Below are 12,559 nucleotides of genomic sequence, written 5' to 3'. Positions count from 1 at the left end.
ATGCAAGCGCAACGAGAATTTGCAAACTTCTTTTCTTAAATAGAATCACTTTCATTCCCCCTTATTCATCTTTTTCTCCTCTATTTTATACAAGAAAAATATGACAGAAAAGTGAACAAGGTAATGTTTATGAGATGTTTTTACAGCCTTATAAATAATCAAAAAGCACCTTGGACTTTTTTTAATTAAAACAAAAAGACTACGAGACCTTCTTTCTTTCATTTATAATATGAATAGACAAAGGAGGTTCTGCTAGATGCTGTTTACTCAAACACCTGCACTACCCTATTATGCCGTGATTTTCACATCAAAACGAACAAATGTCGAGCAGAAAGAATACGATGCAGCTGCTCAAAAAATGGAAGAATTAGCGAAAGACCTAGACGGGTTTCTTGGAATAGAAAGCGTACGAGATGAACATGGGGTCGGGATCACTGTCTCTTATTGGGATTCATTAGAAGCCATCAAAGAATGGAAAGCACATACAGCACATCAGCGTGTTCAAAAAAAGGGGAAAGCAGATTGGTATGAAGCCTATACAACCCGAATTTGTAAGGTAGAACATGCTTATACAAACGAAGATTCACTCCTTGAACAAGAAGCAGGCGAATAAAAAAACGGTCCTATAAAAGCTTAAAAAGAAAAGCACCTCAATGTACACGAACATTTGAGGTGCTTTTCCATGATGTTTACTGTTTCATAAAGATTTATTTATACGTCACGAGGAAGTATTTCTTCTTTCCTCTTCTTAAAACGGTAAATTGGTTTTCAATTCGGTCTTCAGCTGAAAGAACATAGTCTTTATCTGTTTGTCTTTCTCCGTTGATGGAGACAGCACCATTTGTGATATCTTCACGTGCTTGACGCTTTGATGGAGACAGCTTTGATTCCACAAGGACATCGACAAGTGTTAATTCTTCTGTACCGCTTTTCTCTATTGATGGAACATCCTTAAAGCCTACTTTCACTTCTTCAGCTGTAAGAGATTTGATCTCGCCTTTGAACAGCGCATTTGAGATGTTGACAGCCTGTTCTAGTGATTCACGGCCATGTACAAGTGTTGTCACTTCCTCTGCTAGACGGCGCTGCGCTTCACGCTTTTCAGGTGCTGTTTGCACTTTTTCTTCGTACGATGCGATCTCTTCTTTTGATAAGAACGTAAAGTATTTTAAGTATTTCACGACATCACGGTCATCTGTGTTGATCCAGAATTGGTAGAACTCATATGGAGACGTTTTTTCTTTATCTAACCAGATGGCGCCGCCTTCTGTTTTACCAAACTTTGTGCCGTCTGCTTTTGTGACAAGCGGCATCGTCAGACCGAATGCTTTTGCCCCTTCTGCTTCAGACTTACGGATCAGCTCAAGTCCAGATGTGATATTTCCCCACTGGTCACTTCCGCCAATTTGCAGCTTACAATTTTCATTTCTGTAAAGGTTTAAGAAGTCTAAAGACTGCAGGATGACATAGCTGAACTCTGTGTAAGAAATCCCTGTTTCGATACGTGAGCTCACGATGTCTTTTGCCAGCATGAAGTTTACACCGAAGTTCTTTCCAATATCACGAAGGAACGTGATGACATTCATTTGGCTGATCCAGTCGTAGTTATTAACGATAACGGCTGGGTTTACATCCGCTTCAAAATCAAGAAATTGAGAGAGCTGGCCTTTGATTTTCTCTGACCACTGTTCAACGATTTCTGCCGGGTTGAGTGAACGTTCTGCTTTTTTGAAACTTGGGTCACCAATCAGTCCAGTTGCACCGCCAACAAGAGCAATCGGGTGATGACCTGCTTCTTGGAATCTGCGTAATGTTAAAATTGGCAATAGATGACCAATGTGTAAGCTGTCAGCTGTCGGATCAAAGCCGGAGTATAGTTTAATTTTTTCTTCTGCTAATAATTTTGTTAAACCTTCTTCATCTGTTTGCTGCTGAATTAATCCTCTGAACGATAGCTCTTCCATCAATTGACTCATATCCAAATCTCCTTTTTTTAAAATGAAACATAAAAAACGCCCCTTCGAATGAACGAAGGGACGATATATATCGCGGTACCACCCTGCTTAAAAGACAAAAAATCTTGTCTTTTCACTTACACTGATAACGGACAGATCCGTTCTTTCACTAATCAGGGCATGCTCCTTTTCGTAAAAGCGGTTCGTGAGGGTAATTCGAATATCTCTTTGTACTGACTCGCACCAGCCGTCAGCTCTCTTCAACAGGGAAAGATCATTCTACTGAATCTCAGTCAAAACCTTTTCATATTCAACTAATGTCATTTTTAACACACTTTTGAAATCAAGTCAACTGATGAAAAAATTAATCTTCCATTGTCGAAAGGTCGCCAGCAGGTAAATTCAGCTCCCACGCCTTTAGCACACGTCTCATGATTTTTCCGCTTCTCGTTTTTGGCAATTTGTCTTTAAACTCAATTTCTCGCGGTGCCGCATGTGCTGCGAGTCCTTTTTTCACAAACGTACGAATCTCTTCTTTCAGCTCATCTGTCGGCTCATATCCGCTTCTGAGCGCAATAAACGCTTTAATAATTTCACCGCGGACCGGATCTGGCTTTCCAATGACACCAGCCTCTGCAATAGCTGGATGTTCAACCAGTTTACTTTCCACCTCAAATGGACCAACCCGCTCTCCTGACGTCATGATGACATCATCGACACGTCCCTGGAACCAAAAGTATCCGTCTTCGTCCATATAAGCTGAATCTCCTGAAACATACCAATCTCCCGGCATAAAGTAAGATTCATATTTTTCAGGATTGTTCCAGATCGTATGCATCATAGAAGGCCAGCCTTTTTTAATGGCAAGGTTGCCCATCCGGTATGGCGGAAGTTCATTTCCTGCATTATCCACAATCGCCGCTTCTACGCCTGGAATCGGTTTTCCCATCGAGCCTGGCTTGATGTCCATGCATGGATAATTACAAATCAGCTGTGCACCCGTTTCTGTCATCCACCAAGTGTCGTGAATTCGTTTGCCAAAAACAGCATCTCCCCAGCGAATGACTTCTGGATTAAGAGGCTCTCCCACACTTAAGACATGGCGGAGCGAGCTGAGGTCATATTTTTGAATGAGGTCATCACCTGCCCCCATGAGCATTCTAAAGGCGGTCGGGGCACTGTACCAAACGGTTACACCGAGTGATTCAATGGTTTCATACCACGTATCAGGATTAAACCGGCCGCCTAAAATCACATTCGTCGCCCCATTTAACCACGGTGAAAAAATACCGTACACTGTGCCTGTAACCCAGCCCGGATCAGCTGTACACCAGTAAACGTCATCTTCTTTCAAGTCAAGCACCCATTTACCAGTCTGGCCTTGCTGCACCATTGCACCATGGACATGAAGCACACCTTTTGGCGTACCAGTAGATCCTGATGTGTAATGAAGAAGGAAGCCGTCTTTTTCATCCATCCATTCAATTTCAAGCTCCTTTGCTGCCTCCTCAAACGCCTTTTCATAGTGAATTGTCCGGACGCCATCGACGTCTTCGTTTTCACCGCCGACAATGATGACAGATTCAAGCTTCGGAAGCTCTGCAAATGGAATTCGCTCAAGCAAATCCGGTGTTGTTACGATCACCTTTGCCTCACTATTTTCTAAACGGTCTTTGACGGCGCCTTCCATAAATGCCTCAAATAACGGACCGACGATCGCACCAATTTTAACTGCGCCAAGCAGAAGAAAATAGAGCTCAGGTGATCTTGGCATAAAGATAAACACGCGATCCCCTTTTTCCACATGCGCCTTTTCTCTGAATAGATTTCCCGCTTTGTTTGTGTTGATTTTCATATCCCTGAACGTATACTTTTCATCCCGCTGTGAATCTTTGTAGTGAAGCGCCACCTTGTTCTGACGAAACGAGTCCGCATGTTTGTCAATCGCTTCATAGGCTGCATTTATTTTTCCTGTTTCATACCAGGAGAAGTTTTTTCTTGCTTCCTCCCATGAAAAATCTTTGTATGCCTGCTCATAATCATTTAAATGATAATCCCCTTTTACTGATGGTAGCGTTTCCAATTTCATCAAACAGTCCCCCTTTGCATACGTTTACAATGACCATTATAGTATAGATGACTTTTTTTCTCAATTTTTAAAAAACTTCTGATGAAACCGTTTTAAATCTTGCAAGATTTAAGATAGAATAGAGACGACTCACTAGAATTAGGGGCGGTGGATACGTGGAGCATCCTAAAACTTATTATTCAAAAACAATTGAGCGAGAAACAGGTTCCATCCTGATTGAAGGACCGGTACCTGCATCAGCGCTTGCGAACTATACATTTCATGAAGGACTAACGGCATTTCGCACGCCTGAGGAACAGAAACAAGCACTTGTTGAAATAGCAGATCTTCCAGAAGGACGTATTATCATTGCAAGAGTAAATGAGCTTGTCGTAGGCTACGTCACGTATTTGTATCCTGATCCACTTGAGCGCTGGTCAGAGGGCAAAATGGACAATTTAATTGAGCTTGGCGCGATTGAGGTCGCTCCTCCATTTAGAGGGTGCTCTCTTGGCAAGCATTTACTTGATGTGAGCATGATGGATGAGCAAATGGAGAATTACATCATCATTACAACTGAATATTACTGGCATTGGGATTTAAAGGGGACAAAGAAAAACGTTTGGGAGTACCGCAAAATGATGGAAAAAATGATGAACGCAGGCGGTCTTGTCTGGTTTGCAACAGACGAGCCAGAGATCAGCTCACATCCAGCCAATTGTTTAATGGCCAGAATTGGTAAACATGTGAGTCCTGATTCGATCGAGCGTTTCGATCGTCTTCGCTTCCATCAGCGTTTTATGTATTAACGTTCAATTCGTTTTTTGGCAAAGCAAAGGGGATTGGTAAACAATGATGATTGAACAAATTATGGAGCGTGATGTGATCACGCTGCGAAAAACCGATACGATTGAAGAAGCCATTCAAAAAATGAGTGCACACCACATCCGGCATATCCCGATCGTATCTGATCAAGGATCTGTCATTGGGATGGTGACAGACCGGGATATTAAAAATGCCAGTCCAAGTATTTTTGAAACAGAGAAAAGGAAGCTCTTTATTCAGCGGCCAGTAGAAGAGATCATGGTATTAGAGACGATCACTGCTCACCCGCTTGATTTCGTTGAGGAGATATCAAGTGTCTTTTTTGAGCACGGAATTGGCTGTCTTCCAGTGGTGAGACGCGGAAAACTTGTAGGCATTATCACAAAGACAGATCTGCTTCGTACTTTTGTAAGACTGACAGGTGCAGATCAGCCTGGATCGCACTTAGAGGTTGAAGTGGAGCAGATGACAGAAGGCCTCGCAGATATTACGGCCATTTTAAAGGAGCAGCATATTCAAATGCTGAGTGTGCTTGTGTACCCGCATGCCAATGAGGCTTCTAAAGTGCTCGTATTCCGCCTTCAAACCATTCATGCAGATCATGTGACGAAGCTGATTCGCGCAAAAGGCTATAAGGTGCTCTGGCCTATGGAGCAGACGATCAAATGAAGGAAGCGACCTTTGTTTTTTCACCATCTTTTCAAACGTACCAATTTAACCAAGATCATCCCTTCAATCAGCTTCGTGTCTACTTAACTTATGATCTTCTTCAAAAAATGAAGGCGTTAACAGAGGATGAGATCGTCGCACCGCGTATGGCTACTCTGGAGGAATTAAAGCTCGTCCATACAGCAGATTATATCCAGGCTGTGCAGCGGGCAAGTGAAGGAAAGCTGTCTACAGCAGAGGGTGAACGATACGGTCTTGGCACTGAAGATACACCGATGTTCGCAGGCATGCATGAGGCGGCATCTCTCCTTGTTGGCGGAACATTAACTGCGGTTGATCAAGTGATGCTCGGTCATTCGCAGCATGCACTCAATCTTGGCGGCGGGCTTCACCATGGATTCAAAGGGCGTGCATCTGGCTTTTGTATTTATAATGACAGCTCTGTGGCGATTCAATATATTCAAAAGACATATGGCGCTAGAATTTTATATATTGATACGGATGCTCATCACGGCGATGGTGTCCAGTTCAGCTTCTATGACGACCCAGAAGTATGTACGGTGTCCATTCACGAAACGGGACGCTACTTGTTCCCTGGAACCGGACAAGTACAGGAAAGAGGTCACGATAAAGGCTATGGATACGCTTATAATATTCCGCTAGATGCATTTACGGAAGATGAGTCGTTCCTCGAAGCATATCGAACAGCAGTGACTGAGATTGCTGCTTTTTTTAAACCAGATGTGATTTTGACGCAAAACGGGGCAGATGCACACTACTATGATCCGTTAACTCATTTATCTGCCACCATGAAAATATATGAGGAAATTCCTAGACTTGCCCATGAGCTTGCGCATCAATATTGTGACGGCAAATGGATCGCTGTTGGCGGAGGGGGATATGATATTTGGCGCGTCGTTCCAAGAGCGTGGAGCCGCATTTGGCTTGAAATGAAAGGCATTACACCGCCAGTTGAGCTGCCTCAGGACTGGATTCAGGCATGGAATAAACAATCGCCTGTTACCCTTCCATCCACGTGGAGAGACCCTGACGATTTATATCCACCGATCCCAAGAAAAGCAGAAATCACAGAAAAAAATGCACAAACAGTAGAAAAAGCACTTATGCCTGTTAGAAGAGAAAAGAAAAAGGCATAAGAAAAGCAGGCTATCCCTCATAAGGTAGCCTGCTTTTTTTGCTTTATTTCGTTGATTGTCTTTCTTCAATTCTGTGCGGAAGCTCAACAATTTGATCGTCCACTTGTTCTTTGTTCATCAGCTTTGTGAGCAATCTCATCGCAACAGCACCAATATCATATGTCGGCTGTACCACTGTTGTCAGCTGAGGACGCACCATGAGAGAAAGTCTTGTGTTATCAAAGCCAATCACTTCTAAGTCTTCAGGAATGGATACCCCTCTGTCTTGTGCTCCATGAATGACACCTAGAGCCATTTCATCTGTAGCTGCGATAACAGCTGTCGGCTTGTCAGACTGCTCAAGCAGATGAGCAAGTGCTTCAATTCCAGAATCATAAGAGTAATCGCCTTCAGCGACGAGCGTATCATCAAACGCTATGCCCGCTTCTTCAAGCGCACGCTTATAACCTGCAAGCTTTCTCACGGAATTAATTGGTTCTGACATTGGACCAGAAACAAACGCAATTCGTTTATGTCCTTTTTCAACTAGCAGCTGAACTGAATCATAAATGGCCTGCTCATAGTTGATGTTGACAGATGGTGTTTGAGCTTGCTCTTCAACAGATGCTGCAAGAACAATCGGCACAGGAGAGCGCTTAAATTCTTCCACATGCACATCTGTGATATTTCCGCCCATAAAGACAATTCCGTCTACTTGTTTGCCAAGCATCGTATTTAACAAATGAAGCTCTTTATCAGTATTTTGATCTGAGTTGCTCAAAATGATGTTGTATTTATACATCGTAGCGATGTCTTCAATACCGCGTGCTAATTCCGAATAGAAGATACTAGAAATATCAGGGATGATGACCCCGACTGTCGTTGTTTTTTTACTTGCTAGGCCTCGAGCCACTGCATTCGGACGATAGCCAAGGCGATCAATCGCTTCAAGCACCTTTTTTCTTGTTGTTGGTTTTACGTTTGGATTACCATTTACTACGCGTGATACCGTTGCCATACTTACATTTGCTTCTCTTGCTACATCATATATTGTAACATTATTCACATAAATCACTCCTTCAAATACACTTCATATCTATAGCATTCACCAATTGGATAGAGACATGTCAGATACGAGGAAAATAATATCCTATTTGTCATTAAAACGATGAAAAGAGACACATAATTTTTCAATCTACATCAAAATGACATTCTTTTATGAAATTATACACGTTTTTTTGTCATATGAAAACGTTCCCTTTCTTTTTATAACTAAATTAAACAAACTTTAATCAGCTTGTTACCTGTAATTTGAATCATATTTCACAAAAAAACATCGAGAACGCCAGCTATGACAATGATCTTAGCAGATTCTATCGAATTTTAAAAATGAAAACATTGTGAACAAGCACTTTTTGGGCTTGCAATGTGCTTTCTTCCTTTCATTCCCAAACTTCATGGTATTTTCTCCATAAAAAAACCGCCGGGCAGTCATCCGGCGGCTATTTCTATCTATGATTACGCGTGAATGTTGACAAGTGGTCTTAACGCATCTAACCATTTTTCGAATTGTGGAATGTCCATTTGCTGCGCTGAGTCAGACAGTGCAACAGATGGATCTGGATGTACTTCTGCCATGACACCGTCTGCTCCAATCGCAAGAGCTGCTTTCGCTGTTGGAAGGAGAAGATCTCTACGTCCAGTTGAGTGCGTCACATCAACGAAGACTGGTAAATGTGTCTCTTGTTTCAAGATTGGCACTGCCGAGATATCTAGTGTATTTCTTGTCGCTGTTTCGTATGTGCGGATACCGCGCTCGCAAAGGATGATTTGATCATTTCCTTGGGCGATGATGTATTCAGCTGCATTGATGAATTCTGAAATGGTCGCTGCAAGACCGCGTTTTAAAAGAACTGGTTTCTTCACGGAACCGGCTTCTTTTAATAGCTCGAAGTTTTGCATGTTACGTGCCCCAATTTGGATGACATCGATATGCTCAATCGCTTCTTCAATATGAGCAGGATTGACAATTTCACTAATGACAGCAAGACCGTATTCATCCGCTACACGCTTTAGAATCTTTAGACCGTCTACACCAAGTCCTTGGAAGTCGTATGGACTTGTGCGAGGCTTAAATGCGCCTCCGCGAAGTAGTTTTAATCCCTGCTGTTTCGCTGCTGCCGCTACTTCTGCGACTTGCTCGTAGCTTTCAACGGCACATGGTCCAACGATGAAACGCTGCTTTCCATCACCGATCGCTTCCCCATTGATGTTCACGATTGTGTTTTCTGGTTTTTTCTTACGAGAAACAAGAAGTGCTTTGCTGTGGTCATCTTCTTGAAGCTCTAGACCTGCTTTGAAAATCTCTTTGAAAATATGCTGAATCGTTGAGTTTTCAAATGGTCCATCATTTTCTTCAAGAATTTGGTTCAGCATTGTGCGCTCTCTGACAGGATCATAACGGTTGACACCTTGCGCTTCTTTCGCTTTTCCAATTTCTTTTACAATGTTTCCTCTTTCATTGATCAGTTTTAAGATTTGAAGATTTAGTTCATCTGCCTGCTGCCTCAATTTTTCTAGTTCATTGTTGCTCATTTTTGTCATCCTTTCCTCTGCCTGCTCTCGCTTTTTATTTTTTCATTCTTTCATGATAGGGTTTATTATAAACAAAGATTTCGGAATTGTCACGAAAATTTTCTTTATTACCCAAACGCTTTTAAGCGGTAAAGTATTGTATGTAAGATTATAGCATACTTTTCGTTCAAGTAAACCTTTTTTTATAAAAAAAACGTCAGCCGCTGCTGACGTTTCTTTTACAGATTATGTTCAAGCGCTTCTTTTGTAATGCTTGAGTGGGATGCATGCCACTTCACTTTTCCACCACTAAAGACGAGTGCTTGAGGACTTTCGTGCTTTACACCCGATTTTTCAGCCACATAGGATGAAAGCTCTCTCGTGTTTTGAATTTGCAAGAAATACGTTGGCACCTCTTCATGTGCTGACGCAAATGCTTCAAACTCTTGAAAAGCCGCTTGGCTGATCGGACATGTCAAACTGTGCTTAAAAAAGACAAAGGTCCCATCTTGATTCGTTAGTTGATCAAACTGTTCTTCTGTTTCAATGAGTTGTTTTGACATGATGTTCTCCTTCTTCACTTTGAGCAGTGAGAGTTAGCCTTTAGTAGATTGCTCTACTTTTTCTTTGACATCTTTAATGCCGTCTTCAATTTCTGATTTTGCTTCTTGTGCTCTTACTTTTGCTTCATCTGCTACATCAGATGCTTCGCTTGCCAAATCCGCTGCCGCATCTTCTGCTTCATTTTTCACGTGATTAGCTTTTCCAGCCGCACGCTCTTTTATGTCTTTCACTTTGTCTAAAATCTGGTTTGACTGCTCTGCTACAAGCTGAGACAATTCAGATGTTTTATCTTTCGCAATCGTCACATATTCAGTGCCTTTTTCTTTTGCATCTGTTGTGAGCCGGTCTGTTTTTTCTTTTAACGCATTCGCTTGGGTGTTCAAATCATCGCGAAGCTCTTTCCCTGACTTCGGTGCTAAAAATAATGCTGTTGTTGCACCAACAATTCCACCAATAAGTGTTCCGATCAAAAAGTCTTTGCTATTGATTCCGTCTTTGCTCATGATTATTCCTCCTATGCGAATATGGTTTATTTTTGGTGTTTACGCTGTTTCCATTTTTTATAAATTTCAAGTGCTGCGTTACTCCAGCTTACCACATCCGTCACTTTTTCTTGATTTCTTTCAACGGATGAAGAAACCGCACCAGCTGCCTGCTTTATGCTTGTATTAAATTGGTTGATCGAGCCGCCAATTCCCTGCACCGCATCCACAACTGTGCCTAGTTTTGCTGATTTGTCTTGAATATCTTCAGCAAGCTGATTCGTCTTATGTAGCAACTGTGCTGTCTCTGTGGTGATGCCTTGCATCTGACCTTCAAGACCCTCTAAAGTTGATGCAACATTCTTTAATGTCAGCTGTAAGGATTTTAATGTTTTGGACAAATAGATGACAAGAATGAGGAAAGCAATTGCGATCAGTGCAACGCTTAGATATAGAATAATAATCATCTGATACCTCCTTTGCTGCGGGCATATTCAATTCATTACCCTCTCGTTGTATCATTCAAACATCTTCTAGAATGACCGATTGAATAATAATTCTACACTTATTCGCTAATTCCTGTCCACAGCGAACGAAAAAAAGCGGCAGATGTTGACACATTTAGCCCATTTGTCACATTTTATTCAAAATAAAAAAAGTGCCGTTCAACACGGCACTTTTCGTTTAAGCATTTATACAGCGACTTTTTCATAAGCACGCAAATATTTTTGAATGTCTCCTGCTCCCATAAAGATCAGAATCGCATCTTCGTGCGCTTTCAGCACAGATGTGTCTTCTTCCTCAATCAATTGGGCCTGCGGGATTTTTTCTCGTAAATCTTCAATGCTCAGCTTCCCAATGTTTTCACGGGCTGAACCGAAAATATCACAAAGGTAGACATAGTCGGCTTTCTTTAGACTGTCAGCAAATTCACTTAAGAATTGCTGTGTACGAGTGAACGTATGAGGCTGGAAGACAGCCACAATATCACGGTCCGGATATTTTTGGCGAGCTGCTTCAATCGTGACCTCAATTTCAGTTGGGTGATGTGCATAATCGTCAATTAAGACCTGCTCACCGACCACTTTTTCATTAAAGCGTCGTTTCACACCGCCAAATGTCGTTAATGCGCCTTTGATAAGCTCTACATCAATGGACTCATAGTGACATAATGCAATGACAGCTAACGAGTTGAGGACATTATGATTTCCGTAGGCAGGAATGTAGAAGGTATCATAAAACGTATTGCGTACAAATACATCAAATGTGGTGCCTTCCGTATTTTTCACAACATTGCGTGCCTGGAAATCATTTTCTTCGTTGAAACCGTAGTACACAACAGGTACCTTCGCTTGAATCTTTGGCAGATGCTCATCATCACCGCAGGCAATAATAGCTTTTTTCACTTGAAGCGCCATGTTTTGAAACGCATCAAACACGTCATTAATATCTGAGAAATAATCAGGGTGATCAAAATCAATATTGGTCATGATCGCATAGTCTGGATGATAGCTGAGGAAATGCCTGCGGTATTCGCATGCTTCAAAGACAAAATACTCACTGTTTTCTTTCCCCATTCCAGATCCATCACCGATTAAGTATGAAGTTGGTTTCGCTGCCTGCATGACGTGAGCAAGCAGTCCTGTTGTCGATGTTTTGCCATGAGCACCAGTAATCGCAACGTTTGTGAATGAATCCATGTATTCTCCAAGGAATTTATGGTAACGAATGACAGGAATCCCTTCAGAAAGGGCACGTTCAATCTCAGGGTGTGTATCAGGGAATGCATTTCCTGCGATGACCGTCATCCCTGGCTGAATATTATCTGGGTCAAATGGTAGAATTTTAATATTTCGTTCTTCTAATGCTTTTTGTGTAAAGATATGTTTTTCGATATCCGATCCTTGGACAGTATACCCAGTATCATGAAGAATTTGGGCCAGTGGACTCATACCTGTCCCTTTTATTCCAACAAAATGATAAACAGTCATAATTGTACCTCCAACAAACGTCTATCTGACTTACAGTATATGACGCTCATTTCAATTTGCAACTTGTGATTTTTGCCTCTAGCTGATCACAGATCGCAGCTCCAAATAAAGATTTTTTTCCGATCTTCCTATTCTAATCAATATTAACTATGATTAGTATCCGACAACTTTCCCATTTCTAACACCTGCTTCCGCTTATTTTACATAAAAAAGCGTTCTGGCAGACATGCGAAAAGCGTCCAATTACAAAATTGCACCTATGTGCTATCATACCATGTTTATAAAAAAAATGAAG

At 41.7% G+C, this 12,559-nt stretch carries 12 protein-coding genes and 1 other annotated feature; of the genes, 4 read left to right on the top strand and 8 right to left on the bottom strand.

Annotated elements, in window-relative coordinates:
- The first annotated feature begins 256 nt into the window (after positions 1-256).
- A complete protein-coding gene (locus tag NSS92_RS00705; RefSeq protein ID WP_267588110.1) occupies positions 257-613 on the top strand; it encodes an antibiotic biosynthesis monooxygenase family protein in 357 nt (118 codons plus the stop codon).
- A gap of 94 nt (positions 614-707) precedes the next feature.
- Here NSS92_RS00705 and tyrS read toward each other — a convergent pair whose 3' ends face one another.
- Both tyrS and acsA read right to left on the bottom strand, forming a co-directional pair.
- Positions 708-1,976: a tyrosine--tRNA ligase gene (tyrS, locus tag NSS92_RS00700; protein WP_267588109.1), complete on the bottom strand. Its 1,269-nt coding sequence runs from the start codon at positions 1,974-1,976 to the stop codon at positions 708-710.
- Between the two features lie 53 nt (positions 1,977-2,029).
- Positions 2,030-2,261: a binding site (T-box leader), on the bottom strand.
- Positions 2,262-2,319: 58 nt separating this feature from the next.
- Positions 2,320-4,044: an acetate--CoA ligase gene (acsA, locus tag NSS92_RS00695; protein WP_340866737.1), complete on the bottom strand. Its 1,725-nt coding sequence runs from the start codon at positions 4,042-4,044 to the stop codon at positions 2,320-2,322.
- Between the two features lie 155 nt (positions 4,045-4,199).
- Here acsA and NSS92_RS00690 point away from each other — a divergent pair, with 155 nt between their 5' ends.
- The 3 genes from NSS92_RS00690 to NSS92_RS00680 are packed head-to-tail and all read left to right on the top strand — an operon-like array spanning position 4,200 to position 6,674.
- Complete coding sequence (locus tag NSS92_RS00690; RefSeq protein ID WP_039180674.1) at positions 4,200-4,832, top strand: GNAT family N-acetyltransferase; 633 nt, start codon at positions 4,200-4,202, stop codon at positions 4,830-4,832.
- Between the two features lie 43 nt (positions 4,833-4,875).
- Positions 4,876-5,517, top strand: a complete 642-nt coding sequence (locus tag NSS92_RS00685) for a CBS and ACT domain-containing protein (RefSeq protein ID WP_095409302.1) — start codon at positions 4,876-4,878, stop codon at positions 5,515-5,517.
- Positions 5,514-6,674 (top strand): acetoin utilization protein AcuC, encoded by a 1,161-nt coding sequence (locus tag NSS92_RS00680; protein ID WP_251216359.1) that lies wholly within the window; start codon positions 5,514-5,516, stop codon positions 6,672-6,674. Before NSS92_RS00685 ends, NSS92_RS00680 begins: the two co-directional genes overlap by 4 nt.
- A gap of 43 nt (positions 6,675-6,717) precedes the next feature.
- On the opposite strand, the gene ccpA is transcribed toward NSS92_RS00680, so the two are convergent.
- The 6 genes from ccpA to murC all read right to left on the bottom strand — a co-directional run bounded on the left by ccpA (position 6,718) and on the right by murC (position 12,264).
- On the bottom strand, positions 6,718-7,719 hold the full coding sequence (gene ccpA, locus NSS92_RS00675) for a catabolite control protein A (protein ID WP_034279529.1): 1,002 nt from the start codon (positions 7,717-7,719) through the stop codon (positions 6,718-6,720).
- Positions 7,720-8,171: 452 nt separating this feature from the next.
- On the bottom strand, positions 8,172-9,248 hold the full coding sequence (locus NSS92_RS00670; RefSeq protein ID WP_034279528.1) for a bifunctional 3-deoxy-7-phosphoheptulonate synthase/chorismate mutase: 1,077 nt from the start codon (positions 9,246-9,248) through the stop codon (positions 8,172-8,174).
- A 218-nt stretch (positions 9,249-9,466) separates the two neighbouring features.
- Positions 9,467-9,790, bottom strand: coding sequence for a bacillithiol system redox-active protein YtxJ (gene ytxJ / locus NSS92_RS00665; RefSeq protein ID WP_163114909.1), 324 nt, complete (start codon positions 9,788-9,790; stop codon positions 9,467-9,469).
- 33 nt (positions 9,791-9,823) lie between these two features.
- Positions 9,824-10,294 (bottom strand): YtxH domain-containing protein, encoded by a 471-nt coding sequence (locus NSS92_RS00660; RefSeq protein ID WP_034279523.1) that lies wholly within the window; start codon positions 10,292-10,294, stop codon positions 9,824-9,826.
- Between the two features lie 26 nt (positions 10,295-10,320).
- Positions 10,321-10,740, bottom strand: a complete 420-nt coding sequence (locus NSS92_RS00655) for a DUF948 domain-containing protein (RefSeq protein ID WP_012010919.1) — start codon at positions 10,738-10,740, stop codon at positions 10,321-10,323.
- Positions 10,741-10,965: 225 nt separating this feature from the next.
- Positions 10,966-12,264, bottom strand: coding sequence for a UDP-N-acetylmuramate--L-alanine ligase (gene murC / locus NSS92_RS00650; RefSeq protein WP_095409305.1), 1,299 nt, complete (start codon positions 12,262-12,264; stop codon positions 10,966-10,968).
- Positions 12,265-12,559: the final 295 nt, after the last annotated feature.

The organism is Bacillus sp. FSL M8-0166 (assembly GCF_038008825.1).
Classification (GTDB): Bacteria; Bacillota; Bacilli; order Bacillales; family Bacillaceae; genus Bacillus; species Bacillus safensis.
The sequence above is the reverse complement of the archived record's forward strand: the minus strand, read 5'-3'. Positions and strand labels throughout refer to the sequence as shown.

Bases quoted from the DNA above. Each gene is read 5' to 3' on its own strand.
- ytxJ (WP_163114909.1), bottom strand. From the start codon at position 9,790: ATGTCAAAACAACTCATTGAAACAGAAGAACAGTTTGATCAACTAACG.
- NSS92_RS00680 (WP_251216359.1), top strand. From the start codon at position 5,514: ATGAAGGAAGCGACCTTTGTTTTTTCACCATCTTTTCAAACGTACCAA.
- NSS92_RS00655 (WP_012010919.1), bottom strand. From the start codon at position 10,740: ATGATTATTATTCTATATCTAAGCGTTGCACTGATCGCAATTGCTTTC.
- NSS92_RS00685 (WP_095409302.1), top strand. From the start codon at position 4,876: ATGATGATTGAACAAATTATGGAGCGTGATGTGATCACGCTGCGAAAA.
- NSS92_RS00660 (WP_034279523.1), bottom strand. From the start codon at position 10,294: ATGAGCAAAGACGGAATCAATAGCAAAGACTTTTTGATCGGAACACTT.
- murC (WP_095409305.1), bottom strand. From the start codon at position 12,264: ATGACTGTTTATCATTTTGTTGGAATAAAAGGGACAGGTATGAGTCCA.
- NSS92_RS00705 (WP_267588110.1), top strand. From the start codon at position 257: ATGCTGTTTACTCAAACACCTGCACTACCCTATTATGCCGTGATTTTC.
- acsA (WP_340866737.1), bottom strand. From the start codon at position 4,044: ATGAAATTGGAAACGCTACCATCAGTAAAAGGGGATTATCATTTAAAT.
- NSS92_RS00670 (WP_034279528.1), bottom strand. From the start codon at position 9,248: ATGAGCAACAATGAACTAGAAAAATTGAGGCAGCAGGCAGATGAACTA.
- tyrS (WP_267588109.1), bottom strand. From the start codon at position 1,976: ATGAGTCAATTGATGGAAGAGCTATCGTTCAGAGGATTAATTCAGCAG.